Origin of the sequence: Neiella holothuriorum (assembly GCF_019457915.1) — a bacterium.
Taxonomy (GTDB): Bacteria; Pseudomonadota; Gammaproteobacteria; order Enterobacterales; family Neiellaceae; genus Neiella; species Neiella holothuriorum.
The window spans coordinates 18,449-44,162 of sequence record NZ_JAHZSS010000017.1 but is presented as its reverse complement, the minus strand read 5'-3'; the positions used below and the strand labels follow the sequence as shown (position 1 = coordinate 44,162).

At 44.4% G+C, this 25,714-nt stretch carries 20 protein-coding genes; 5 read left to right on the top strand and 15 right to left on the bottom strand.

Annotated elements, in window-relative coordinates; genetic code table 11:
- Window positions 1–136 precede the first annotated feature (136 nt).
- Window positions 137–724: a plasmid-related protein gene (locus tag K0504_RS13295; RefSeq protein WP_220104676.1), complete on the top strand. Its 588-nt coding sequence runs from the start codon at window positions 137–139 to the stop codon at window positions 722–724.
- 26 nt (window positions 725–750) lie between these two features.
- Here the strand turns inward: K0504_RS13295 and K0504_RS13290 are convergent, their stop codons facing one another.
- From K0504_RS13290 to K0504_RS13220, 15 genes are all read right to left on the bottom strand, one after another.
- Window positions 751–1,386 (bottom strand): DUF4400 domain-containing protein, encoded by a 636-nt coding sequence (locus K0504_RS13290; RefSeq protein WP_220104675.1) that lies wholly within the window; start codon window positions 1,384–1,386, stop codon window positions 751–753.
- A complete protein-coding gene (locus tag K0504_RS13285) occupies window positions 1,373–1,933 on the bottom strand; it encodes a conjugative transfer protein (protein WP_220104674.1) in 561 nt (186 codons plus the stop codon). The genes K0504_RS13290 and K0504_RS13285 overlap by 14 nt, the downstream gene beginning before the upstream one ends.
- A 9-nt stretch (window positions 1,934–1,942) precedes the next feature.
- Complete coding sequence (gene traD / locus K0504_RS13280; RefSeq protein ID WP_220104673.1) at window positions 1,943–3,763, bottom strand: conjugative transfer system coupling protein TraD; 1,821 nt, start codon at window positions 3,761–3,763, stop codon at window positions 1,943–1,945.
- Window positions 3,764–3,811: 48 nt separating this feature from the next.
- Complete coding sequence (mobH, locus tag K0504_RS13275) at window positions 3,812–5,962, bottom strand: MobH family relaxase (RefSeq protein WP_220104672.1); 2,151 nt, start codon at window positions 5,960–5,962, stop codon at window positions 3,812–3,814.
- 119 nt (window positions 5,963–6,081) lie between these two features.
- The gene (locus K0504_RS13270) at window positions 6,082–6,555 is read right to left on the bottom strand and encodes a hypothetical protein (protein ID WP_193284092.1); all 474 of its coding nucleotides are present in this window, start codon (window positions 6,553–6,555) and stop codon (window positions 6,082–6,084) included.
- Entirely contained in the window at window positions 6,555–6,836 is a 282-nt protein-coding gene (locus tag K0504_RS18400; RefSeq protein WP_225918137.1) for an ECs_2282 family putative zinc-binding protein, read from the bottom strand. The genes K0504_RS13270 and K0504_RS18400 overlap by 1 nt, the downstream gene beginning before the upstream one ends.
- Before the next feature lie 93 nt (window positions 6,837–6,929).
- Window positions 6,930–7,784: a restriction endonuclease gene (locus tag K0504_RS13260; RefSeq protein WP_220104671.1), complete on the bottom strand. Its 855-nt coding sequence runs from the start codon at window positions 7,782–7,784 to the stop codon at window positions 6,930–6,932.
- Window positions 7,785–7,886: 102 nt separating this feature from the next.
- Entirely contained in the window at window positions 7,887–11,150 is a 3,264-nt protein-coding gene (locus K0504_RS13255; RefSeq protein WP_220104670.1) for a type I restriction endonuclease subunit R, read from the bottom strand.
- Window positions 11,151–11,164: 14 nt separating this feature from the next.
- Window positions 11,165–12,388 carry a restriction endonuclease subunit S gene (locus K0504_RS13250; RefSeq protein WP_220104669.1) on the bottom strand — a complete coding sequence of 408 codons (1,224 nt, stop codon included), beginning with the start codon at window positions 12,386–12,388 and terminating at the stop codon, window positions 11,165–11,167.
- A 1-nt stretch (window position 12,389) separates the two neighbouring features.
- Window positions 12,390–14,444, bottom strand: a complete 2,055-nt coding sequence (locus tag K0504_RS13245) for a type I restriction-modification system subunit M (RefSeq protein ID WP_318837978.1) — start codon at window positions 14,442–14,444, stop codon at window positions 12,390–12,392.
- Window positions 14,445–14,736: 292 nt separating this feature from the next.
- The gene (locus K0504_RS13240) at window positions 14,737–15,333 is read right to left on the bottom strand and encodes a hypothetical protein (protein ID WP_220104668.1); all 597 of its coding nucleotides are present in this window, start codon (window positions 15,331–15,333) and stop codon (window positions 14,737–14,739) included.
- A 215-nt stretch (window positions 15,334–15,548) separates the two neighbouring features.
- Window positions 15,549–15,962 (bottom strand): hypothetical protein, encoded by a 414-nt coding sequence (locus tag K0504_RS13235; protein WP_220104667.1) that lies wholly within the window; start codon window positions 15,960–15,962, stop codon window positions 15,549–15,551.
- Window positions 15,962–17,950 carry a site-specific integrase gene (locus K0504_RS13230; RefSeq protein WP_220104666.1) on the bottom strand — a complete coding sequence of 663 codons (1,989 nt, stop codon included), beginning with the start codon at window positions 17,948–17,950 and terminating at the stop codon, window positions 15,962–15,964. Before K0504_RS13230 ends, K0504_RS13235 begins: the two co-directional genes overlap by 1 nt.
- A gap of 10 nt (window positions 17,951–17,960) precedes the next feature.
- Entirely contained in the window at window positions 17,961–19,898 is a 1,938-nt protein-coding gene (locus K0504_RS13225; protein ID WP_220104665.1) for a hypothetical protein, read from the bottom strand.
- Window positions 19,891–21,261, bottom strand: a complete 1,371-nt coding sequence (locus tag K0504_RS13220; RefSeq protein ID WP_220104664.1) for a tyrosine-type recombinase/integrase — start codon at window positions 21,259–21,261, stop codon at window positions 19,891–19,893. Before K0504_RS13220 ends, K0504_RS13225 begins: the two co-directional genes overlap by 8 nt.
- A 219-nt stretch (window positions 21,262–21,480) precedes the next feature.
- Between K0504_RS13220 and K0504_RS13215 the strand changes: the two genes are divergently transcribed.
- The 4 genes from K0504_RS13215 (at window position 21,481) to K0504_RS13200 (ending at window position 25,678) form a co-directional block, all read left to right on the top strand.
- Window positions 21,481–22,107, top strand: a complete 627-nt coding sequence (locus K0504_RS13215) for a restriction endonuclease subunit S (RefSeq protein WP_220104663.1) — start codon at window positions 21,481–21,483, stop codon at window positions 22,105–22,107.
- Window positions 22,108–22,119: 12 nt separating this feature from the next.
- A complete protein-coding gene (locus K0504_RS13210) occupies window positions 22,120–23,637 on the top strand; it encodes a type I restriction-modification system subunit M (protein WP_220104662.1) in 1,518 nt (505 codons plus the stop codon).
- Window positions 23,627–24,742 (top strand): restriction endonuclease subunit S, encoded by a 1,116-nt coding sequence (locus K0504_RS13205; RefSeq protein ID WP_220104661.1) that lies wholly within the window; start codon window positions 23,627–23,629, stop codon window positions 24,740–24,742. The genes K0504_RS13210 and K0504_RS13205 overlap by 11 nt, the downstream gene beginning before the upstream one ends.
- Before the next feature lie 78 nt (window positions 24,743–24,820).
- Complete coding sequence (locus K0504_RS13200) at window positions 24,821–25,678, top strand: DUF6933 domain-containing protein (protein ID WP_220104660.1); 858 nt, start codon at window positions 24,821–24,823, stop codon at window positions 25,676–25,678.
- The last annotated feature ends 36 nt before the right edge of the window (window positions 25,679–25,714 follow it).

Sequence of the window (25,714 nt, the reverse complement as noted above, 5' to 3'; positions counted from 1 at the left end):
ATATTGGTCGTGTCGAGACCAGCTGCCCACTTTAGCAAACCCGGATGGGACGACATGCATATCAAATTTATTTTTTGCTTAGGTTTTTTCTGCGACCTCGGCAGTGGGCACCGTATTCGCTAATAGGAGAAACTCAATGCAAATTACTAAAATCATTTCCTCTGCCACGGTTGAACGTTTAAAGCAAAAAGCACGAAAGCTTAAACGTGAACAATCCATTACACACACTGAAGCACTCGATGAAATTGCAATCTCTGTTGGCTTTAATCATTGGTATCAGGTTGTACAAGCTAATGACTTACTTAAACCATCAGAAGTGGCATTATCTTCTGGATGTGTCATGGCTTTTGATGTCAAAGATGGTATGGATGTCGATACCAGTGATGGGATCTTAATTGAAGACCATTTCTTGGAGATGCTCACTGAAAAGCAGCTATTCGAAATTTATGCCAATTCCCCTGATGAGGACGACGAACAAAACAGGCCGCTAAAAGAAACGCTATCAGATTCAGAGCTTCATGAGTATTTTCGAGATGATTGCTCATTCATGTACTTTCGCCTAGCCGAGTCTCATGCAAACAAACCGCTGAAAGAAGTATTGGCTCTTATACGACAGTACTCGTTTTGGATGCCGCAATATATTTGGCTTCAAGGTCACCTTATTGATACTTATCATTTGCCAGCGGAAGACGAGAATGGCAATGCAGTAGGCGTCAGGTTTTAGCTCTACAAGATGAGGCCTAACTGGCCTCATATCTTCTTCTGCAAGTGACTTAACGCCAACCCCGCCATCAACGCCAAGCCGATGATCATCGACGGTAGTACCACCGGTGGAATAGCCAGCGGGGCGAACAATCCCATAAACAGCAAAATGACGCCTGAGCCCAGGATAATCATGCTGTAGCGGTGAATGATAGGGCTCGAAAAATCAAAGGTTGTTTTCTTAATTTTCCAGGTCATCAAGCCGTCCCACAGCGCCGGTAACATGAGAATAAGCGCAAAGGGCAACCAGACCATCAGCAAAGCAAATCGAGTGAACACCTGGTACAACACGTCAAAAAATGCCTGAATACGGTCTTCTACCCACACAAACCAAAAGCCTCCCATGTTCTCCATACCTTTAGAACGCAGTCGCTGCTCTTCAGTGGGGATCAGAAAATCTCGCACAGATTGCTCCATCTGCGTATCCACAATCCATGACTTATACCAGCGATGGCTAGTTTGACCAATCCAATAGCTTGTTTGTGCGCCCAATTGATTTTGGATCATCTGCTTCTCTTTACTAATAACCCGGCCAGTCCAATCACCGGGCACTAATACGCCAATGGCAATAATCTCCAGCATCAGTGCCAGACACAGCAGCCAAACCGACTTATGCTTGCTCATGCCAAACATCCTCTTCTACTCGGGCTAGCATGGCTGCAACGGTTGGCGTCATAATCCGGGCTTTAATCACTTGTTGAAGCCGCTTTGTCGTCGTATGACCGCTGACATAACGCACTTCGATGCGTCCTTCAGCCAGATACGCCATCCGATTTGGACGATTACGAATCCAGGTGTGGAAATACACACCATCCACGGCGGCCCACTCGAAATGGTCAGGATCACGCAGCCGAATCCCCGTTAAAGCACTGGATGCAGTCCAGGTCAGTGCCTCAATGAAATGCCAAAGGCGTACACTGTCATCATCACAACTGACTTCCTCATAACTACCCAAGCCATTGCACAGACACAAATCAAAGATGGAATGGCCATCTAACGTGAACGCATCCGTTAAGTAGTCCGCCAAACAGTGCACTGAAGCCAAAGCATGAGGCCAGTCGGTTTCAAGTAGTCTTATGGTTTCCTTGAACTGGGGGTTATGTTGCTGCCACTGAGCGAGCATTTCTTGACTGGTAAGTGTTGTCATTTTCAGACAAACAGAATGATGCATACAGACTCCTTATGCTGCCTGTGTAGAGCTGGTTAAAATAGGAATACGGCCTTTGATCACGCGGCCACCTGAAAGCTTGGCGATGTACTCCAGGTTGGGGAGCTGGCCTAATAACTGCGGTGGAAACATATCGCCTTCTTCTTCCATCAAGCGCTCGCCATGATTGCCGGTAAACAACGCGGGGCTGTCCGAGTTGGACGACATACCTTGAGTTTGCATGATGTACTGCAACCGAGTCTTAGGCAGATTGTCGGTAATGTACTGCTGCGTTTCGGCATCCATCACCCGAAGAGCTATCAAGTTGTTGATGTTACCTAACACCTGGCGAGCTTTAGCTTCACTGCCTGTACGAGCTGCAAAGTCAGCAAAGGTCTGAGTAGCAATCACACAACGCATTTTTGCACCACGGCCTTTGTTGAGCAGTTGAATGAAGGGATCGTTGACGATTTCAGCCGCCTCATCGATGAAGATATTTACGGGACGATTTTCAACACCATAGTTATAGCGGTCACCGGCCACGGCGGTGAGATCAGATAAAAGCAACGAACCAATGGCGCTGCCAACCATGGCGTCGGTCAATGAATCCAACCCGATATACGCCACTTGGGCATTGTTGATAATACGGCCAGAATCCGTAATTAACCGGCTGTCATCCACATCGTTTGCAATCGGTGATAGCAGTGGGCCAAGTTCACTTGAAGTGAGCATATTGAGCACCGGCATCAGTGAAGCCACCATCTTGGAATAGTGGGTTCTGTCATGTTCAAACATGCTCAAAAGGCCTTCCAAATCAGTATTGGCGGCAACGGGCTGAATGCGTTCGTAGTAAAAAAGCAGCATCGCCATGGCTTGTTTAGCCAAGGTATTGGCCTTTTCGGTAAAGCGCTTGATCTCAACACTAAAGTTCGGATACACCTGCTCCCCCCAGGCCGTGACGGCTTTTACTACCAAGCCTTCTGGGCCACCTTCCAAGAATCGTCTCAGTGTTTTCAGATCAGGACGTTGTGACGTAAGCAACAAACCTTGCACTATGTTATTCAGTGCCATTTGGCCAAAGGCTTTAAATGGATCAGCACCGGTTTCGGATGGGATTAGTGCCGCAATACGGCTGGCAATTTCAGTACCCCGGTTAAAGTTCCTCAAGGGATTAAGACGTACTGAATGCTCAGGAAAACCCGGATGAAAATACACAAAGCGCTCAGGACTACCGGCGGCAATGCAAGCTCGCTGTGCATTATCCTTAAGTTCTTTGTCTCCCTTGGGGTCAATAATAATCACGGCTTCATTGCGCAAAATGGCCTGAGTGATCATCGCATCAAAGCATCGGGTTTTTCCCGCACCAGTCGTACCGACAATTAAGGTGTGCCCCTCAGTGTGACCAACTGGCTGGTACACATCTTCTTCTTTGGGCTCAACACCATGAATCCAGGTCGAACCCATTTGTTTGCCGTGACCTTGGTTAAGCAAGGTTTGCTTATCCCGCTTTAAGATTTCATAAGCGCGTTGAGCATGACGTTGGTCCCACTCAAAGCCATACCCTAACCACAATTCATCAGGATGTTTTGCCATCACCTTTTGTAAATGCGACAGCTCCATAAAAGCCAATGGTTTGCCTTTTAGTCCCTTCTGTAACTTATGAAGACGGTAAGCCTCAGGCAGGCGGTACAACGCCATGCCCGAGGAAATCCCTGTCATCCACCAAAATGGCGCAGGTGGTAGCTCAGTCAGCATTTCTGCGGCAATTGCCCCAGTTGCACCAACCAGCCAACCTGCTGCTGCCAAGGCTTCATAGTTCGTGCGCCAGGGCATCTCATATGCGTTTTCTTTCATTCATGCTCCGCGAAATAACCGTTTACAATCCGCTTAACTTCAAATGGATTAACGTTTAGCGTGAGCGGTAAACAGAACCGTTTCCCCCTCATCAAACTGGCATTGGTCACTGGCCGAGATCCCCCGAAGCAGCTGTCCGGCTGGAATGCCATGCGCATTAGCGACTTGGCGTAAGGTTTGAATCGTGACGCGAATACCATCGGCACTATGATCCACGTCTGGGTAATCGCCATCGGTCAGTAAGATGGGCAAATCTTTCACAAAATTAACCATCTGTTGGCGCTTCGCGTGTTTGGGGTCAGTACTTGACTGCGCATTGTGCGCAATCGGCTTTTGCTTACGCTCCGCTCTTGTGGCGGGCTCTTTTGCTTGGGCATTGGTTGTCTCAGTTCGACCCGGTCGCGGTGAAGCCTCTTCGTTCTGAATTGCTGCCGCTGATTCTGCGTCTTGTTTGGGAAGGTCAATCAGTGCAGTAAGCCCTTTAGAAATCGATACTTTCAGCAGCAACCCTTGCTCCTGAACGCCATCTTTCGTAGTAATAGCTCTGGCCTTACGTGTCGGGTTTGCAGGATCTAGTTCAAGCCAGTCTAATCGACTGAGTTCAGCAAGCAGTTTTCGGGGAGCACACCAATGTCTTACGGCATCGGGATAGCGGATCAATATCTGTTCACCAACCATGACCAACGCACTGCCGGCCTCTGGGAGCCACGCCAAAGAATCAGGGAGATTCAATGCCTCTGCATCGTGCTGGTTTACGTTATTTGAGATAGCGCCATCATATGAATTGTTGGGCTTTTCACATCCATCACCTGGAGCATTTTCATTTGCCTGGGGGTTATTAACATCACTGGCAAGACGAAGTTCATCATCTTGGTCGGACGATTTTGACGATGGCGACTCAGCCGAATTGCCGTGTTCGATTGATGATGACCCTTCAGGCAAGTCTGAATGCTCACTGGAGCGACTCTGAGGTTCTGCTTGTGTTTGCTGCGTTGCTTCCCACTCAGATTTGTTAAACAGTGTTACACCACTCGGTACATTCGAGCTGAACAATAAATCGGCCTCAGATATATGCAGCATGGGTAGCCAGATTGGCTTGCCGTCTTTGATCAGCACTTCAGGGGCAAAGCTTTCATATCGCTCATTTGAGGCGGATTTAGTGGCCAATCCTCGCTCAATAAGGATGTCCGCAAGGGTATCGGGATCTCTTGGGATGCCCGGTATCTTGTCTTTGGCCAACAGCTCAATGATGTCCTTAGCCGCGCTTTTCCAAACCAGGCAAAGATGGGTTGATTGATTCGATTTTCGTACCCAGACTCTGGCATCTCGCTGATTGACCAACCACTGGGAACTGGCAAGCAATCGCCTCATGGCATCAAGTAGATAGCGTTCGACTGGGACACCAAGGGCATTGTCGTCAACGGAAACTCGTTGAGCTTTCAGGTCTCGCTGGACACTGGTTTGGTCAGCTTCAATAACCAATTTAGACAGGACATGCTCGGGATCGGTATTGCCAATTGCCTCCAGCATAGCTTGCAAAATCTCAGGGCCCGGCTGGGTTAACCAAGCGAGCAACTCAGGTGTCATCACCCGGTTTAATACCAGAATTGAAAATTGCTCGTGCCGCTTGCACCGTCCGTCGCGCCAGCGAATGAAATAGCGTTCAATGCTGTTATTAGTGGTCCATTGAGATAAGGTTTCTAAAAAAGGGTTCCACTGATAGCGTCCATCTTCGTCTGTAATGGACAAGTCTGAAACAGGCTTACCAATATCATGGAACAAACCGCCAAGAGCCGCCGCAACACGCCACCTTGGTTCCAGCTCTTTTTTCTCAACTGGTGTGCCACTGGCAACAAAGATGATCCCTTCAGCTGCTTGTGCCGCCCAGAAAGCAACTTCCAACGAATGGCGTAATAAACCGCCAGCACCACTGTGATGATGATGCTCAGAAGCTGGCAACAAATGAACATAAGCAGCCAGATGATCAATACAGGGCTGAATCAGCCTTTGAAACTCACGCTGATTAAAGCCAAGTACCTGGCGCAGTTTGGCAATTAGCTCGTCTTGTGTGGACTGCAAATCCTCGGGTGACGCTGCTGGCAACCCCTTTAGAAATGGCGGATAGCGCGGAATTTCCGCATCAAGTTGCGATGACAGCTCTGGTAGTGCTTTGGTTTGAAAAAATAGGTTTTTGAACATAGTGAACCTCCGACACGATAGTGTGAAGGTTCTTTAGCAACTGAAGATGTTAGATAGCTGAAAGAAATATGCATTTATCTGTAGTTGTTTTCGTTCTAGTGAAAAAACCGACAGTTACATTACAGTGTGGGGTAAGACAGCTTTTCATTGTAAGACTGGGCATCATCTTCCCAAACTAGCCGAACAACATGCTTTCGTTTCGTTTGCATATGAACAGCGGCTATTAGCTCAACGGCTTGATACTTTTCGAGGCTTTCCATTGGAAATTTGTCAGTCACTTCTGATTCAATAACTAAATCGTTACCTTCGGGGAACTCAATTCTGACGTTTCTTGCAGTAGCAGAACCTTTATTCCAAACCTTAAGCCGATACTTACTGCTGCCAAGTTTTATAATTGATGCACCAAGGTCAGCTTGCTTTCCTTTCAGAGCATCTTCATTTTCTTTTTCCAAGAGAATGGTGTTTAGCTTTTCTTGGCTTTCGACAAGTGACTTCTGCCTCTTATTAAAGCTGACCGTTTGCCATGTTGCGTAGCCAGATAAAAGGAAAGCCAATCCAGCTATCACATCACCTGCATCAATAGTTACTGGCATTACCTAATCCTTATATTCTTGCTACCAGAAAAAGCCTTTTTCAAAGATTTACGTAAGTCGTCTTGAACGTCTTTTAAAACTTCTTCCTTGATTTCAGAAAGGTGCTCGTCAATATTTTCGCTATTCTCTTGAATAAGCTCATCTTTATTGAACTCTCGGTCACAAGATGCACAAGTCATTACTTGTATTGTTTCATCGCAACCGTCTTCATAGGAAAAGTCTGAACAGCCACAAGTAGGGCAAAGCAAGCTTATACTTCTATTGTATTTTTCAGGATTCATTCTAACTTTCCGTTATGTGAGTGGCCGTATTTAACCGCATATATTCAAGAACTAGACAATACATTTTGGAGTTCTCTTGGTGCTTATTAACAGTTAAAGGCCTAAAAACCAGCCAGGATCAACAGTTACTTTTTCAACTAACTCTGTTTTAACGCCTAAACTAAGCTCCTTAAGCTTATCGGCTAACTGATCACCATCGACCAAGTCAATCGGAGCAACGCCATCACGGTTGGCTTCTTCAATGGCTGCTTTTGTAAAGCTGCCAGTTGTTATAAACATGCCACGATCTGCACGTCCTACCGTTGCCCCTCTGAAATCTCGGATTTCTGGTGCCCCAACTGAGCCTTTGTATTTTTTACACTGAAAGGCAATATGAAAACTCATCAAACCGTTGATTCGGGCAATTCCTTTGCCATCGATACCACCATCACCCGTGCGGCCAGTCACTTCAACATGGATAAAACCTGATTCTCTCAATAACCTCTGTGTTAGTCGCTCAAACGCATCGGGACTCATTTCTTCAATTAGCACATGATGCAGTTTTTCACGCCAAAGCATAGCCTCTTCAGGGGAGTCATCGGACGACAGTTCTGGAGTAGATGTCGTAGTATTAGTCTGCTCAGGCTTGCGGTCCAGAGCTCTAACAAAGTTGACAATTTCTCTGCTATCAATTTCCGGTTCCTGTCTAGCTTTATCTGTAAGTGCCCACACGCCACGAGATGAGTTTTCAAGGTATCCAGCTTTCTTCAGATAGGTTCTAGCCCAAGCTAATCGATATCCAACCTCTGTTTGGCTACTTTTTTCGGGGTTGTGCAGAACAGCCAAAGTACCCTCATCAAACTTCTCAAGCTCGACAACTTCTTCGTAAATCTCGTCGATGCTGCCTGAGCCCCCAAGGTTAACTAATGCCTTTATTAGCGGGAGCATAAGCTGATCAAATGTGACCATTATTTTCCTCCTGGATACTTTTTCGTAAAAACAGCGACCACTCTCTCACTGAGATAGCTGAATCAACCAAGTTAACAGTGCAAAGAGAATGAGATTGGCTACTCATGACTCTTCCATTACTCCATCAAGCATATCTACTACATCATTCAAGAGATCATCAGCCTGAGCAAAAATAAACTGCTTTAAAAACTGATCAATGCGAATATTGAGCTTAAAGGGCGGAATGCTTAGGCCATCTAATTTTTCAAAATAAACTTTGGCTTTTGCCTTATCAACAGTGTCTTTAAGTGCGTCAAAGCGACCGAAATTATTAAGGTTTTTCTCATTAACACTATCGTTTAATAAGCTAATAAGCTGGCTTTTATCTAAACCTAACGCATTAACAATGGCATTAATCTGGGCATTTTCAGCATTGTCTTTGTAGGTGTTGATGTAATCTCTGAAAGTATGGCCTTCTATTAACTTTGCATCGCCACGCTGTAAATCATGTAAGAAAAGCTTGGCGTATTTTTGTTCAGCTTGCGTCAGTGAAGAAAATGACTTGTGCAGTTCGTTGAGCGTAAGTTCAATGCTGGCTTGATCATTATGCTGATTTAGCTCTTTTAAATATTTATCAAAACGACTATTCATATAGTCGGCATCAATCTTTCCAGTATCAATTTCCGTCAAATAGCCACTAATATCAAAAGGCACATCGCCGCCACCCGCACCACCACCATCACCTTTTGATGCGAGCTCTTTATAACGCAGCGCGAGGCTCAGGTAGGTTTGCTCATCAATGGCGAGAGTAACCTCATGTTCAGTGCCATTTTCGCCTGTTGAAGCGTCCGTCGTGAATGTATAGACCGACTGTTCCCAATGTAAACCTTGTACCTTCGCTGCTTCTAGATGCTGGTTAAATACTTTAAATAGTTCAGCGAGCTTTGCGCACGCTTCAACATCTTCTGGCAGTTTTTCAAAATTTGCCACACCGGCACTGATGAACAACTCGGTAATATCACCGAATAGTTCATTCATTGCTTCTAAGTTGCTTTCTAGCCTATCTACAAACAACCCTATGGGTCTGTCGCCAGAGTATAGTTTTACCGCATCGTTAATATGTTGCTCCATCGTATGCGGGTAACGATAGTAACGGATAACACCATGAGGCTTATCGGGGCCAAACAATCGATTGGTACGAGAGAAGGCTTGGATGATGTTTTGGTATTTAATTACCTTATCTAAATACAAGACATTCAGCCACTTGGAGTCAAAACCGGTGAGCATTTGGTCTACAACAATCAATAAATCCAACTGTTTTGTGGGATCTGTATGAATACGCTCATAAGGTTTTTTGTGAGCAAGGCGTGCGGCTAGATCTTTCTTAAATGCTGCATGGCGGGCAAAATCAAAATCGTGGCCATAACGCGCATTATAGTCACGCATAATCTCATCCAAGCCATCACCTTTAAATGTTGGCCCTCGGTCGCCACTGCCGTCATTATCAATGTTAGGATCAAACAGTGCTGATACTTTTAAATCAGGCTTAGCAGCCTTTAGCAGACGGTAATAATCAATGGCTTCAGCAATACTGTTAGTAGCCAAAATCGCATGAAACTTATTGCCTTGGCTTAGCACATCCCATTTGTGTAAAATATCTTCTACCACTTTGGCTTGGTGAGTCTCGCTTAGGTACTGACTTTTAGGCACATAATCTTCAATACCTTTGTGGTATTTACCTGTGGCGTCTTTGTAGCCAGCCATAGGCACTTCATTCATAAAATAATTAAATTTTTTCTTTTTGGCGGGATTATCCATAGCTTCAGCTACCGACTCCGCTTTCGCTTGTTCAAGGGCAACTGCTTGTTTTAGGTCGCTGTCTCTAAAAGTAGGTATTTTATAGGGATCAAAGCCGAGTACGTTACCATCGCGAATACCATCGGCTATGCTGTAGCGGTGCAGCTCGTTGCCGAATACGGTACTGGTGGTATTGCCGTTTTTTTCATTTTCTTCTTGGATCGGCGTGCCAGTAAAACCAAAAAACAAAGCGCGTGGAAAGGTACGTTTAATAATGATCAGCATGTCGCCAAAGGTTGAACGGTGCGCCTCGTCAATAATAAATACCAAGCGTTTAGCGCGAATTTTTTCAATATCTGCTGTATTTGTGGATATCAGCGTTGCAGTGCCTTCATCCTGCTCTTTGTCACTGGAGACATCTTCAAAAATATTACTCATTTTTTGAATAGAGCTAACAATGAGGGTATCGGCTGGGGACGTGCTTTTTAACTTGGTTACCAATACATGGGTATTTTCGGTGGCTTGTACATCTTCACCATCGCCTGCAAAATTTCGGTATTCCGCCAGCGACTGAGTACCTAGTTCAATGCGATCCATCAAAAAAATGACTTTATCGGCATCTTTTGATTGGGCAATGAGCTGTGCTGATTTAAAACTGGTCATGGTTTTGCCAGAGCCCGTGGTATGCCACACATAGCCGCCCAAGCGGTCTGGGTTATTGGCGCTACCCAATTGTTGCCAATTGGTTTTGGCTACCTTATCCGATATCGCATTGGCGGCGTAATACTGATAGCTTCGCATTACCTTGAGCACGCCATCGGTATCATCGGCAACGGTGTAAAAACCAATCAACTGGTGCGCCATAGGGATGGATAACAACGTCGAGGCAATGTCTTTCCAATGGTTCATGGGCTCGTTATTAAAATCGGCCCAATTGAATTGGTAATCGGGATTAAACTTGCCATCTAGCCCTGGGTTAGCAAAGTATTTGGCCTCATTAGGCTCCATAGCGACAAACACTTGAATGAGTGAAAATAGGCCACTAAAAATACCTTCTTTAGAATACTTCTCAATTTGGTTAACCGCTTGGCTTACTGGCACACCACTACGTTTAAGTTCAACATGAATGACAGGCATACCGTTAATCAGTAACAACACATCACCACGTCTGTCATTACGCAGTGGGCTACCGCGTTCAAACTTAGGTTGCTGGACAATTTGGTAACGGCTTTGGCCTGCGGCAATTTCTTGGCGATCGTAAATCTTAAGGCTGACTTCTTTACCAAGATGCAAACTATCAGCGGGGTTATCGCGCTTAATGGCCACGGTTTTGCCGTTGATTAAGCCATTGAGCTTTAGCGGTGTTTTTAGCTCTTTGATCTGCTCAATAATCTGCTGCATTTCCGTTGCCGTCAGTGGCACATCGTTTAAGCGGTCTTGCTGGCGATTGTTCTCAAATAAAATGTTCGCCCAGTTTTGCAGTAAATCCGCTTCGGTTTTGTTTTTAAGTATCTCGCTTTCCCAGCCCTTGTGGGTAAGCACCTCGATAAAGGCCTGCTCAAATTGTGCTTCGCTTTTAAACGTCGTCATGGTGGTGCTCCCTGCTAAACAAACATTTTGCTCAAGCAGGCTTGCTTGATGTTATTGAGTTTGGTGATTTGTTGCTGATGTTGGTTGATCAGCGCATCTAGTTTTTGGAAATAATTGCCGATGGCGGTTTGTTCTAGCACATCTGGGAACATAAAAACCATGCTATTAAAAGCACCATTAGTAATTTGATTAATGGTTGCACCTAAATTTTTCTCAACTTGAGATGTAAATTGGTTAGTATCAAATAGAGCATTGATAAACGCAGGCTGTTTACCTCTAATCCCTGTCATAAAAGCCCCAATAACCGTTTTATCCATGCATGAATCTACTTGTGCATGCTTTCCAATTAAGGATCTTGAACCGTTACGTACAACAACAATTATGTCTCCTTTTTCTACATTGCTGCAATTAACTACTTCAGGATTTACGTAAACATTATCAGCTTGAACAAGTTGACCATTTTTTACATTTGAAGAACGAATAACAAAAACACCATCTTTTCGTATGTCTTTTGGTGAGTACGTCAGCCCACTAAAAAGCTCAACTTCATGGTTTAGATGTTTTTCCTCCCACTCCCCACTAAACCCTTTAAAGCGGATTTCTGGCATGGTTTCGCCTTGTTTGGGGAACATCTTTTCCAGCATGGCTTTTTTAATGTTGCTGAGCTTGTCATGCTTTTGTTGGTGTTGGTTGATTAGGTTGTCGAGTTTTTGGAAGGTGTTGCCGATGGCGGTTTGTTCTTCTTCGGTTTCTGGGTAGCTTATACACTTTCCTAGCAACTCATCCTTTGTAATTCCTTTTATCGAAGTTCCTTGAACTTGTTCTTTTTCAATTTGCAATTGTTTCCAAATAACGTAAACAGCGTATTGTGAATCAATTTTTAAATCGCTTAGTGATAAAAAGTCTTGACTTGTAGCATACTCGCCTTGCATCAAAGAAAGTTTTCCTACGCCAACTCGCGTAACAATTGCGATGGAGTTGCCAGAGATCAACTTAGTCGCTGACTTGTTTACAGCCAATTTAGTAATGTATTTCTTTGCAGTAACGGAGCTAAGAATGCCGTCTTTTAGGTCAGAGGATTGAATCCAAGGAATTTCACCTTGCCAGAAATCTTTATCGTTCGTCGATGGAGTACCACCACCAAAAGTTGAGCCACAAATTTCGCCAATTGAGCTTTCGTTCCACTCACCACCAAACCCCTTAAAGCGAATCGCAGGCATATTCTTTTCAACACTCATCCTAAGCACCCTTCAACAAGTTGGTGAGCTCATTTAATCCCTGCTGATCAAACTCGTTACCGGTTAGCTCACCCATCATGTCAGCTAGTTCTTGTTCGGTGGTTTTAATCTCATTCGCCACTTGCGAATAGGTCACCGCATATTTATCGGCAAGGGATTGTACTTGGCTGGTCAACTCTGAAATCACGACACTTGGCATGGAAGCAAGCTCTTGGCTTAATGGCGCGATCCATTTTAGGTGCAGCAGTTCGTTCACTTGGCTCTCACTTAAACCCTCGATGGTGGTTTTGGTTTTTAAGTGCAACGCGATTTGTGCTTCTTTGACCGCTTTTTTCAGAGCTTTGTCTTCATCGATGAGTTTATTGGCCTTAATGATTTTTGCTTTATAACTTTCCTCTGGCTCAGGGCTGTCGGCTGAGAACTTAGTTTTGGTCTCTTTTTGCTCTTTTAGGAAAGCTTTCGCCGCCTTGGCGACTTCGGCATTGGCAAAGCCGTCTTTGCTTTCTTTTACCGTGTCTTGCTCTTTGTCTTCTTCGCTTAGTGATTCGAGTATTTCTTCCAGCGAGCTGGCGATTTCGACAAGGCGGTTTTCTTGTTTTGCCAGTGCCGCTAGGTCATCGCTCAAGTAGGTTTGTTGTACTAAATCAAATGGCATGATGTGGCCTTTCCAGCCGTCTTGTACTTCGGTATCTTTGCCCTTAACTTTTTTAACCACAATATTTGGATCAACTTGCGTGGTGGCGGTAAAACCCTCGGTTTGCATCATTTCTAAATCGTTACTTATCACTTGCCATTGGTTGTTTAAAAATTGGTAGGCTTGGTATTTGTCGATTAAGGCAATGGGTGCTAAGCGTGTAAATAACTCGGTGCTTAATTCAGGCTCTTGCTGGTTACGGTTAACCGCTTGCCAGCCTTGAATAAGCGTATTGTTTAAATAGTCATCAAAACCAGCAAAAGCTTGGTTATAAGCACTGATAAACTCGATGACTTGTGAGTGCTGGGTAATGGTTGCATTAACGTCTTGTTTGGCAATGGCTAATTCACTATAGGCGGCAGATTTGGCCACAAACAGCGCATCGTGCAATTGCGGGAAGGCTTGCCAATACGGGTGTAGCTGCGCAATTTCGCTATTTGGGATGCCGCCGAGCATAGTGGCGTGTAAATCCCAGCTTTCAGCGGCTGGTGACGAATCTACATAACGGGGTATGTTTAAGTTGTAGCCATTGTCGCGCAGAGTTTGCTTACTCACTACTTGAGAGAATTTTTCGATACTTTCTCGGTTGATGACTGCATCTACTATGCGCTTGATGTCACTGGCTTGCAGTTTGTTGTTTTTGCCTTCTTTAACAAAATGCTTGGAGGCATCCACAATCAACACTTCGGTATTTTGCCTTTTTTGTTTAAGCACCAAAATCACCGTAGGAATACCGGTGCCAAAAAAGATATTGGACGGTAAGCCAATAATGGCATCTATATGGTTCTGTTCAATCAGCTGCTTGCGAATTTCGCCTTCTTCACCGCCACGGAACAGCACCCCATGGGGCAATACAATGGTCATAATGCCATCGGGTTTCAGGTGGTAAAGGTCGTGCAGCAAAAAGGCAAAGTCGGCTTTGGTTTTAGGCGCTAAGCCAAAACGCGAATAACGCGGGTCACTGTCTTTAAAACTTGGGTCCCAGGCTTGTGAGTAAGGCGGATTGGAGACGACCGCATCCACATACAGCGCATGGTAAGTGCCTTGCGGATCGTTTTCATCGAAGTAGGGCCAATCGTCTTCTAGGGTGTCACCGTTACGGGTTTTAATGTTGCTGGCTTTAATCCCGCGCATGATCAGGTTCATACGGGTAAGGTTATAGGTATTCGCTTTTAATTCTTGCGCATAATAGGTAATGCTGTCTTTGCTTTTGGCGTATTTTTCGACCGCTTCACCAATATTGATCAGTAGAGAGCCTGAGCCAGAGGTTGGGTCGTAAATCTCGATGGTGTCTTTGTGTTTTAATTCGTGGGCGATGATGTGCGACATCAGTACCGAGACTTCATGCGGCGTAAAGTTAATGGAATTTTTGAGGTGTTACTAAAACTGTTACACCTCGCAAATACAAAGCATCTAAGCTAGTAACAGTTTTTAGGGATTATAAACTCGAAATTAACAGTTTAGGTACGATATGAAAGGAAAGTGTTACTTAGACATATTTCTCAAGATAAATATTTTGTCACTAGTAGTAAACGCTATAACGCCAGGAAATGTGAGAATCACGTTCTCTAGTGCGTTTTGAGACGATAGCAGGAGTCAACTCACCCTTGAAGACAAGTTCCATTTTGAACACAAGACTATCGTGTACAGGGCCTTATGATATGACTTTGATTCGATCGCCTTTCATAAGCTCAAGAATCTTACTATCAGGAAAACGAATTATATCTAGAGTATCAACACCATTTAGGTATGGAGTATCGCTTTTAGACCAATTACCACCCTTATCATAAACAACACCATCAATCTCAAGAACGGTTCGCTTAAGTATGCAGCTCTCAATAGTAATTGTGCCCTCTTTTATCATGCGTCGTTCAGTAACGGATGCGTTACAAACATCACTACCAACCGAATGGCGCATTTGATGAGCTAAATCGTACAACACTTCATCATCAAAGCCTTCCTCTGCAAGCGAACACATTGTATTGAACGTCTCACTATTTACTGGTGGTGCCGCTGAAAGAATACTGTCAGAATCAGGCAACATCTTAGCCTTAATTTCCGCGGCATATTTATCCTTCATGCGTGCTACACGAGAACGGTAGTTGTTACGGTGTGATGACTGATATTCACCACGCACATAACCGTGTTCACTCTGACATTCAAAGCAAATACCGTTAGCGATATGCTTCCATTTACCTATGTAACCAGTACCGTTACACCGTGTACAACTATTAATTACAGGACGATTCATAAAAGACTCCTTAACCTCCGTTGATTAAAACTGAAACTTCATTCAGCCTAGATACCCAATACTATCAATACTTGGGTTATTTTAGGGATATAAACTTGCGATAAGGCAGGATAGATACCATCACACCCATAATACTTTCATTAAACATACATTGGACTGTCTATAGCTATCGAATGCTAATTATTTGATTAGCGAAACCTGTTATTAAACCGCCTTTAAGTAACTTTACTTTCATCCAATACAGAAAACTTCAAACGCTCAGCAAAGTCATTCCGCTCTGCTAGCACTTGGTCGTACATCGAATAAACTTCTTGTATATGCTCCCAAAGCTGCTCGTTTTGCTTTTGGTACGAGCAAGCCATTAATTCTGCTTCTTCTTGCTTTTGCTTTGCCTTATCGAGCTTAGACTTAAGTTTCTCAACCTCAGTCGTAACCTCAATTTGTTCCTTTCGGCTTTGCTGTGTCTCTTTGGCAGCCTGAATACGTACCTTTAACTCAGGATAACGATTATAAATCAGAGCATTAGAAACACCTGCCTTTGCTGCTACTCGGCTCACATTTATCTTTTCGCCTGTTGCAATCATCTCGGTCACAATGGCTTCAAGTTGCTGTCTTGTTTCAGTTTCCATTAGGCTTCCTTAATGTTGATTTGCAGTTGTTCAATGATTCGATTAGCCGCATGTAAGTTATCGGTGAGTGCGCCCTTAAACGACGCAAACCTTGGCTGCATCTCTTCGGGGAATTGCTCAAACGCCGTTAGTTGTTGCTCACAGCGCTGCTTTATCACTAACCAATGAGGTAAATGTTTCGGTGTCGCTATATAAGAGTCACAGTTGATGCAATGGCTTGGATCAGCCGCGTTACGAACTTTGCAGCCAGTGCCTTTGGTACAGTATCCATGAGATAGCCCTCTGAAATTTGACGAGTGCTTGGCGGTATAGGCTAGTAGTTCTTGCATATTGGCGAAGTGCGGTGAAGATCCACTTTCAAAGTCATCACCAAGCACCTGCTTTAGTCTCTCGACAAACTTCTGTCCGCCTCGACCAGCCAAATGACCTTGCTCGGCTGCGCTAACCATATCCGTCATGGCTTGCTCGGTTAAATAGACTTCAAAGCTTTCGGTCAGGCGTACCAGTTCAGCCATAGAGTCGTAACCGCGATGACTATAAACCAGCGTCATACTGCTTTCTAAGTGCTTGTATTGGTACTTGATGTCATCAAGATCACCCAAACGATTAGCCACAATAAACCAAGCGAACGTATGTCGAAATTGGTGAGAGGTAAAGTTAAACGGGATGCCGACTAGGTAAGGTAAGCGGAAGTTTTTACTCGTTGCAGAGACAGATTGAACATTACACCCCAACGTTTCCAACTGATCAATATCCGCTTGAGTCACAGAGATGCTGAACAAGGTATTCACGTTATTGAAACCGTTCTTCGTTGCCTTGGATTGATTACTAAACCATGCCGACTGCTTAGTGTGTTTCACTCGAAATAGTTTGTTGTCTTTGGCTCCAAATTTAAGGTCAAGCAATCGCTTTTCAGGCAGTGAGTTCGAATAGTATTGAATAAGTTGCTTGGCACGTTCACGATAAATCGCGTTCATCTTGCCAAGTAACCCAACCCCTCTATACGCTTGTTCACTGACTACCCATTCTAGCGCTTGGCTGCCATCTGTAGTTTTTGACAACTCTGAACGTAAGTAATAAATACCATCACGGCTAAATGCAGCATCGTCGTCCAGCGCCATTGCCTCACTGTGCCTCATCCCCGAATAGGCCATAACAAGTACAAAAACATAGCGCCTGATGCGTTCAAAATACGCATGCAAATGATTTAGCTCTTCTGCTTCAGTTTCACTTAAAGCATCGATAAAGGTGTCATGATTAAAGTGGCCAGGATTAAGCCCTGCAATACGGTTATTCAAGCCCAGTTGGATGACTTGCCATTGGTCAAAATGCCTCTCCGCAAGCTCAAGTTGCTCTTCGCACTCCTTCAGCATTAATTTCATTATGCGAGTTGGGATCACCGCATGCTTCTGACGTAAAGAGGATTTAAGGGCAATCAGCGGACTGAGTAATTCATTAAATAAATCCACACGTTCGGCTGACTTAATAATGCCGTATTGTTGCCACCAATACAGCGCACTCGATACCTCCTGTGCGATATGAACATGCTTTGACGCGTTATTATCCGTCAAAAACTTGCCAATAAGATGCCTTAATCTCAACAAGGGCAATACATCTAACTGGTGTAACGATCGAATGTTCTGCTCCTGCAACCAAAGACCAAATCGTTTGCTGCAACGAATAATTCGTTTGGTTGTTCCCCATTTGACAGGCTGCATACCTTCACCCGCACCATGCGTAAGCATCCCTAACGTTATCGCTCTCAGTTCATACCCCAACTCTTCATCTGCTTGGTGGAAGGTGATGGACGACTTTTCGCCCCCTCGTAGCCAAGAATCATCACTGAAACGGCTTATCATCGTTCCCGTGTTTCGGTTTGCTTGCCATAAAACCGTGGAGGCTAATCGTTGGTATTCTTCCGTAGAAAAAGGGCGCAATCGAATGGCACCATCAACACTCAAAACTGTGTCTACCACGTCATGTATCATGAACTTTCCCCTATACCGCGACTGTTGAAATAGCAAATGACCAGAATGGGTGCATGCCTTGATTTCGCTGCATCTCTTTAGCTTGTTCGACTGCTTTATGATCTCTGTTCTCAAGCTGATGCAGAATATCATTCACTCGGTCTTTCAATACTTCTATTGCTTCCGTTTGTTGCTCGTTGCCCTCTAGATTGGACACACTCGCCCTCATATCCGCCAAGACATAGTCCCGATAACTCAGAAGCTGCCACACATGTTCTGGGTCTGCGACAGTTCGAAAATACTTGCACCAAATACAGGCTAGATAGTCACTGCACCATGTCGACTCACGGCCATTATCCTTATGTAACAATCGATGCTCTTTGTGATATTGCTGCGCTTCTATGTCATTGCCCTTGGAGGCACATAGCCCCGTTGGCGTCTGCTGTAGATCGGTATCATCTTTGTCCATAATAATGATGTCAGAGCTGATCTCACGCCCCGTAAAGTAGCTCTGCATGGTTTGCACTGCATCGCCGAGATTGGTTTGAGTATCGGCTTCTTCCACTTGCTTGTAGTGCTGAATAAATGTCGAATAGGAATGGCGCATCCGCTGCTTGTATTTGCGCAAATCTTTCGCCACTTCACGGTAGATGTGGTTTGCACCTGATTTACGAATACGCTGAGAGTTGTATCGCACGCGGCAACCTTGCTGTTCCAGTAGGTTGTTTATGTATGATGTGGCATTAGTGCCTTTAACGCAGCCGATCTCTCCGTACTCTTCATAAACAAACAGAAGTGATTGAAATGGCGAGTGAGCCTCTCGGTACTGTTCAGTGAGCACTTTTACTTGCAACAAGTCCTGCATCACGCTGTTCACCGTGCGACCATCAAGTTGATAAGTATCAATGTCGTAGCCTTTACGCGCTTTTTGCAGCATGATCGCCATCGTCTTTTTCGACGTGGGTAACTCAATCTCTTTGATATCAGAGAGTTCAATTGCACACATTGGCGCAGTGTTCCAGCAAGTTTTTAACTGGATTTTGGCAAAGTATAGAGCGATTAGCGGCTTACTTTCTTTTGCTTGTTCAATGGCTTTCTCTACGTGGAAGACCAACTCTGTTAACTCTTCATCACTGTAGGTCTTTTCTAGTGATTCTCGCTTGGCATGAGTTTGGTAACGTTGCATCGATATTCGATAGGCATCGACAACCTCTTGTCCTGTCACTTCCATTAACCAGCGTATGACTTCAAAGTAACCTGTCCCCGTTCGGAGTGATATACTCTTTTGCTGAACATCACTTTGAATGGCTTGAAACAGTGATTTTTGGATGCGATTGTTATCAACACTTAACGCTTGTAAACCATGCTCCTCCAACTCGTCTTTAAATTGCGGAGCTAAGCGCTCTAATAACAATCGCTTGGCTTTTGAAAAGCGAGTATGGAGCGTTTCCATACTGTAGCTTTTTTGCGACAACAGCTCAGTCTCGCAGCTTAGCAAGGATGTCATCTCAGCATGGATCTTTGGCATAGCCGCTTTTAGATCTGCGCTATCAATGTGTCGCCAAGCATCTTGTTCTTTAAAGTAAAAGGCCCATAAATCCGATTGATAGTGATGCTTTAGCAGCGGTCTTCCCATGAAAATACCAATGGCAAACACCAGTTCATTACACAATTCTTTGCGGATATCACTGAGGTAGATTGATTTCAATAGCGCATGATGCTCCTTAACAAAGCCACTAAACCCTTGTTTAAGCAATTCTGCATTGATGTTATTGGCAATAACAAATCGGCAAGCTGTTAATACCACACGAAATCGTGCAGACATTGAGCGTAGATTATGGCCTTTCTCTCCTTGATATCGTTCACTGGCCAAGATTTGCTTCAAGTCCTCCACTAAAGCAGGTGAAAATTCGAATAAGTCCGTGATGTTGGTATTACCAACAGGCAGTTCAAGCGTAACCTTACTCATGCTCACCACCTTGCTGTATTGCGAGTAAATCACTGTGTAGGCTAGGTAAATGTTCACCAAACAGCTTATCGACCCAACTCGACATCTGCTTATCAAAGGTTTCTGAACGTGCAAAGTTGATGTACTTCTGCGTAGTAGCAAAATCACTGTGTCCAAGCAGTTGCATTAACTTGTATTGAATAAAGCCAATCGGCAGGTTTTGCTTAAGCATGAACTTGGCAAGGTTCGTGGCAAAGGTAGAGCGGAGGTCGTGAAAATCTCGTTTTAATGATTCCTCTTTTAACTCTGATCTCACTTTAGAAATGACGTTACTCACTGACTTAGCAATCATTGGCTTGCCAGAGCGATTAATAAACAGTGGTGCAGTATCACTCTCACCATGCTCTAGCTGCCATTTACCTAGTCGGCGCTGCCGCTCAGTCGAGTTTAGATAGCCCCATAAACTCGCCATAAGCGCACTCGAAACCATGACCTTTCTGGTCTTACTCAGCTTGCCTGTGATTTCAACGTAAAAGATTTTGTCAGTGATAAACGCAGGGTCTTTGACTGCCGAAGCTGGAAATGTCGCTACCTCATCGGCTCTTAACCCACATTGGTGCGCCAATTCTACCCACAACCTTGATGCTGGTTTGGTTAGTTCCTTGCTTGCGTAAAGCAGTTCCAATTCCTTACGGCTATAGGGCGCTAATTCATTCTGGTTAAAAGTCTTCTGTTTGTACTTCTTAGGTATGAGCAAGTCGGTGGTTGTTACCGTGATACCACGCTCTTGAGCAAACTGACCACTAAATAGGAAATCAATATCCCCATCTTTGCGCTTTTTCTTAATAACTTGAGTTTTGTATTGGAAAGGAATTTTATCGATGCGGCGCTGCTTGAGCGCCCACTCGTAAAATTGGCGAATATGGTTCATATAAAGATTGGCAGAGTCACGATCGATCTCTTTGGCGGCCACTCGATCAATTAAGTGTTTGCGAAAACGGTACACAGGGAGCCAATATTTGGCTTTTTCTGAAGGGGCAATAGCAATCACTTCTTGCCACGCTACATTGTTTTCTTCAAGCCATGACAGGAAAATGCTCAATGAATAGGCCGTTGAGCTAAGCGTCAACACACTTACCCCGCCAAGGTTGTTTGTTTGATTGGCACGCTTGGGAGGCATAAACTGCCCTTTATAGCGATGCTCTAGAAACAAATTCATTTCCAATACATCGTGAATACGAGTCAATGAGCGTAAACGAGGAAACTTACTGATCTCGCGATCACAATGATACGACACCTCGCGTAATGGCTGCCCATAACGAGACTCCTGATTGAAGTACGGCAAATCACCCAGATTCACCTCATTTTTAATAACACTTACCATTACACACCATTGCACCATTCGTTTACTGCAATAAAAAGATAGATGAGATAGGTTTTAATGTCAAAGCATTATTTGCATCATACAATTACTGTAAAAAATCATTGGCTAGGTATGAGGTTGATGCCACAATATCAAACATGGAATAACTAAGAGGCTCAGCCAAATGGTTGAAAGTAATGAGCAAGCAATCTTGAACACTCCAAAAGGATGCGTTCAGAGATGAGTGTTCAGAAAACGGTTACATCAGTAACACTCAACGACTGTGTCACGATTCAAGCGGGTTACCCATTTAGAGGGGCGATCAGAGCCATCCCTAGTGGCAGCGTTAAAGCCGTACAAGCTAAAGACATCTCTGCTTTAGGCGAGTTGATAACGGATGATTTGATCACTACCGACCTGACAGGTAAACGAGATGCCGACTGGCTCAAGCAAGGTGATGTGTTATTTAGCGCCAAAGGCTCGAAACATCTGGCAAGCTATGTGAATAAGCAATTAGAGCGCACCACCTGTGCGCCAAGCTTGTTTCTGCTAAGGGTAAAACCGCAATGGCAAGAAAAGGTCAACCCACAGTTTTTAACTTGGCAGCTTAACCAAGCGCCTGTGCAAACCTATTTTAAGCGCAGTGCCGAAGGCAGCTTTCAGATAAGCATCAGAAAACCTGTGCTTGCAGCAACGCCCATTGCACTGCCCGATATTGAAACACAGAACACGATTGCCAAGCTCTATGAAGCCAGCATCAAAGAGAATGCGCTGCTTCATAAGCTTATAAACAACCGTCAGCAGCAGCTTAATGCTATTGCTTCTGACTTAATCCAAAATTCTAATGAATTAAAGCAAACTAATTAAAGGCTAGGGAAAATGGTACACACACCAATCAATCAAGATGAAATCAACAAAGCCGTTTGGGCTGCCTGTGACACCTTCCGAGGCACAGTAGACCCATCTATTTACAAAGACTTCATCTTAACTATGCTGTTCTTGAAGTACATCTCTGACGTACACCAAGACAAGTTTGATGAGCTATCAAAGCAGTTCAATGGTAACGAGCAGATGATAATTGCGATGATGTCGAAACAGTCTTTCAAAATTCCAACAGGTTCAACATTTTGGGACTTATACGAAGCTCGCCACGAAGCAGGTAACGGCTCACGCATAGACCAAGCATTACACGCGATTGAAGAAGCCAACGGCACCAAGCTTAAAAACGTCTTCCAAGACATCAGCTTTAACACTGACAAGCTGGGTGACGAAAAACAAAAGAACGATATCCTGCGTCACCTACTGGAAGACTTTGGTAAAGACACACTAAACCTGCGCCCAAGCCGCGTTGGTTCACTGGACGTGATTGGTAACGCCTACGAATACCTCATTAAACACTTTGCCGCAGGCAGCGGTAAATCGGCGGGCGAGTTCTATACCCCACCAGAGGTGTCGGATTTACTTTCTATCATCCTAGAGCCACAACAGGGCGACAGCATTTGCGACCCTGCGTGTGGTTCAGGCTCGCTATTGATGAAGTGTGGTAAGCAAGTTCAAAGCAACTTCGCTGGCTCTAAGCAGTACGCGCTGTTTGGCCAAGAAGCGATTGGTTCTACTTGGTCGCTGGCTAAGATGAACATGTTTCTGCATGGTGAAGATAACCACCGTATTGAATGGGGTGACACCATTCGTAACCCTAAGCTTCAGGATAAGGAAGGCGGCTTACTACACTTTGATGTGGTAACGGCAAACCCTCCATTCTCGCTAGACAAATGGGGGCATGATAATGCGGCTAATGATCACTTTGGTCGTTTTCGCCGTGGTATTCCACCTAAAACTAAGGGTGACTATGCGTTTATCTCACACATGATTGAGACGCTAAAACCGCAAACGGGTCGGATGGGCGTGGTTGTGCCTCATGGTGTGCTATTCCGAGCATCTAGTGAAGGTAAAATTCGTAAGCAGCTTATTGATGAAAACCTACTCGATACAGTAATTGGCCTACCTGAGAAACTGTTCTTCGGTACAGGCATTCCTGCGGCTATTCTTCTGTTTAAAAAGCAAAAAGACGATAACAAGGTGCTGTTCATTGATGCGTCTCGTGAGTTCAAGTCGGGTAAGAACCAGAACCAGCTCACGCCTGAGAATATTCAGAAGATTGTTGATACCTACAAGGCGCGTGAAACGACCGACAAATACTCGTACCTAGCTACGCTCGAAGAGATTGCCGAGAATGATTACAACCTCAATATCCCTCGTTATGTAGATACTTTTGAGGAAGAAGAAGAGATTGATTTGATGACGGTACGCAGTGAACGTTTGGCGTTACAAAATGAGTTGACTGACCTTGAAGCGGAAATGGCGGGTTACCTAGAGGAGTTGGGTTATGGTGCCTAATGGTTGGAGTTTAGTTAAACTAGGTGATGTTTTAACGCTTGGTAGTGGAGATACGAAACCAACTGACTTGCAAAAAGAGTTTTCTGATGATTCGCCATATCCTGTCTATGGCGGAAACAACATCATGGGGTACTCTAGTCAAAAAAACTCTTCAGATTCTGTGATTTTAATTGGACGTGTCGGCGAATATTGTGGTGTAACGCGATACATTGATAAAGCATGTTGGATTACTGATAACGCCTTATATACCAAATCAGTATCTTCTGATATCGACAAAGAGTATTTGGTTAGCAAACTTAAAAAGTTTGACTTATCTAGACTTAGAAATAAAGGGGGGCAGCCACTTGTCTCACAGAAGCCTATCTATGCTGTAAAGCTGCCAATACCCCCACTCCCAGAGCAACGCAAAATCGCCAAAATCCTCTCTACATGGGACAAAGCGATTAGCACCACAGAAAAGTTGATTGAAACCAGCAAGCAGCAGAAAAAATCCCTGATGCAGCAGCTTTTAACAGGTAAGAAGCGTTTGGTTAATTCTGAAACGGGTAAGGCGTTTGAGGGGGAGTGGAAGTTCTCGCAATTCAATGAACTTTATAAGGTTGCCAATAACAAAGCGACTCAAGTGAAGTCTGGAGAATACTTAGAAAGTGGGCGCACTCCAATAGTTGATCAAGGGAAATCTATTGTTGGAGGCTATACCAATAATGAAATCACTTATAAAGACTTACCTGTGATTATATTTGGTGATCACACAAGAATAGTTAAATGGGTTGATTTTGAGTTTGCACAGGGTGCAGATGGAACTCAAGTTTTGAAAAGTCATAAGTCAATGGATGAGAAATTTGCTTATTACGCTTTACTAAACACCGATATACCAAACCTTGGTTATAGTCGGCATATGAGGGAACTAAAAGAGAGAGATTTTAAGTACCCGACATCAAAATTAGAACAACAAAAAATCGCCTCAGTCCTTACTGCTGCCGATAAGGAAATAGAAGTGCTTGAAGCTAAGCTCGCTAACTTTAAACAAGAGAAAAAGGCATTGATGCAGCAGTTGTTGACGGGTAAACGCCGCGTAAAATTGGATGAAGACGTTGCGGCTTGATGCATATCTTAACGCTCGACCAATGAGCGACGCAGTGCGTCACTCATTATTGGCGCTATCAAAACTAGGTATTACACAATGTTAGTGTTTAACTGCACCAAAGCCGCTGCGGACTTTTTCACCGTAAAGCGCAATGGTAAAAAAGTCTCTCCATTGGAAGAACCGCCGACGGATTCTGTCAGTGGTTCTCAAGCCGTGAATGTGTTGAATACCCCAACAGTACCAATCAGTGCTTGGTTGGTGCATGCGGTCAACGTTCAACGCAAAAAAGTGCTGATTGCCATGCATGTCGAAACCCGCTACGCCATGGTGTTTGTTGGCATTAAAAAAGGGGATTGGCTCGAGTTTACTAATCAACTGCTGGAACGGCTGTTTAACAACATGCAGTTCTTTGGTGAAGAGTTCGAAATGTGCGATGAAGAGAGCTTCGAAGAGATGTTCAATGAGTTCATCAAACTTCATCCTAAACCTTTCTTTTGTCAACGCGGTGACCGCAGTGTACAAAGCCACATTAATGATGTCGCTTGGCAGTTTGAAAGTCGGGTTTACCAAGTTGGCTCTCTCCCAGACGGCCACCAAGAGTGCGCCAGCTTTGATGAGTGGATCAACAGTTTGATTCGCTCGACCAAACAAAAGAAATACCACTTTCACCCTGACGAAGAGATGTTCATCGATTGGATGCAGACCTACAGCGAATTGGGCGACAACGAGGACAAGCTCATCCGCCAGTTATTTGGTTCTCTACGCCGACAGATGATGCACGCCGAAATGGTTAAGCGTGGGATTCCCGACGACGACTATTTTGATGGGATGAATGCCGAACTCAGCCAAGCAATCCATGAGTATTATCAAGAGATTGCCCCTGACACGTTCAACGAAGAGACACCCGATAACGTCATCGACTTCAATCAGGCAAAAAAACGAAAACTACATTAAAAGCAAAACCCACAATAAAAACAAAAACGAATCGAC

What these genes read in the sequence shown, in the direction of transcription:
- K0504_RS13225 (WP_220104665.1), bottom strand. Translation starts at nt 19,898, where the DNA reads ATGAGTAAGGTTACGCTTGAACTGCCTGTTGGTAATACCAACATCACG.
- K0504_RS13260 (WP_220104671.1), bottom strand. Translation starts at nt 7,784, where the DNA reads ATGGTCACATTTGATCAGCTTATGCTCCCGCTAATAAAGGCATTAGTT.
- traD (WP_220104673.1), bottom strand. Translation starts at nt 3,763, where the DNA reads ATGAAAGAAAACGCATATGAGATGCCCTGGCGCACGAACTATGAAGCC.
- K0504_RS13240 (WP_220104668.1), bottom strand. Translation starts at nt 15,333, where the DNA reads ATGAATCGTCCTGTAATTAATAGTTGTACACGGTGTAACGGTACTGGT.
- K0504_RS13290 (WP_220104675.1), bottom strand. Translation starts at nt 1,386, where the DNA reads ATGAGCAAGCATAAGTCGGTTTGGCTGCTGTGTCTGGCACTGATGCTG.
- K0504_RS13295 (WP_220104676.1), top strand. Translation starts at nt 137, where the DNA reads ATGCAAATTACTAAAATCATTTCCTCTGCCACGGTTGAACGTTTAAAG.
- K0504_RS18400 (WP_225918137.1), bottom strand. Translation starts at nt 6,836, where the DNA reads ATGAATCCTGAAAAATACAATAGAAGTATAAGCTTGCTTTGCCCTACT.
- K0504_RS13205 (WP_220104661.1), top strand. Translation starts at nt 23,627, where the DNA reads ATGGTGCCTAATGGTTGGAGTTTAGTTAAACTAGGTGATGTTTTAACG.
- K0504_RS13200 (WP_220104660.1), top strand. Translation starts at nt 24,821, where the DNA reads ATGTTAGTGTTTAACTGCACCAAAGCCGCTGCGGACTTTTTCACCGTA.
- K0504_RS13285 (WP_220104674.1), bottom strand. Translation starts at nt 1,933, where the DNA reads ATGCATCATTCTGTTTGTCTGAAAATGACAACACTTACCAGTCAAGAA.
- K0504_RS13255 (WP_220104670.1), bottom strand. Translation starts at nt 11,150, where the DNA reads ATGACGACGTTTAAAAGCGAAGCACAATTTGAGCAGGCCTTTATCGAG.
- K0504_RS13235 (WP_220104667.1), bottom strand. Translation starts at nt 15,962, where the DNA reads ATGGAAACTGAAACAAGACAGCAACTTGAAGCCATTGTGACCGAGATG.
- K0504_RS13270 (WP_193284092.1), bottom strand. Translation starts at nt 6,555, where the DNA reads ATGCCAGTAACTATTGATGCAGGTGATGTGATAGCTGGATTGGCTTTC.
- K0504_RS13220 (WP_220104664.1), bottom strand. Translation starts at nt 21,261, where the DNA reads ATGGTAAGTGTTATTAAAAATGAGGTGAATCTGGGTGATTTGCCGTAC.
- mobH (WP_220104672.1), bottom strand. Translation starts at nt 5,962, where the DNA reads ATGTTCAAAAACCTATTTTTTCAAACCAAAGCACTACCAGAGCTGTCA.
- K0504_RS13210 (WP_220104662.1), top strand. Translation starts at nt 22,120, where the DNA reads ATGGTACACACACCAATCAATCAAGATGAAATCAACAAAGCCGTTTGG.
- K0504_RS13230 (WP_220104666.1), bottom strand. Translation starts at nt 17,950, where the DNA reads ATGATACATGACGTGGTAGACACAGTTTTGAGTGTTGATGGTGCCATT.
- K0504_RS13250 (WP_220104669.1), bottom strand. Translation starts at nt 12,388, where the DNA reads ATGAGTGTTGAAAAGAATATGCCTGCGATTCGCTTTAAGGGGTTTGGT.
- K0504_RS13215 (WP_220104663.1), top strand. Translation starts at nt 21,481, where the DNA reads ATGAGTGTTCAGAAAACGGTTACATCAGTAACACTCAACGACTGTGTC.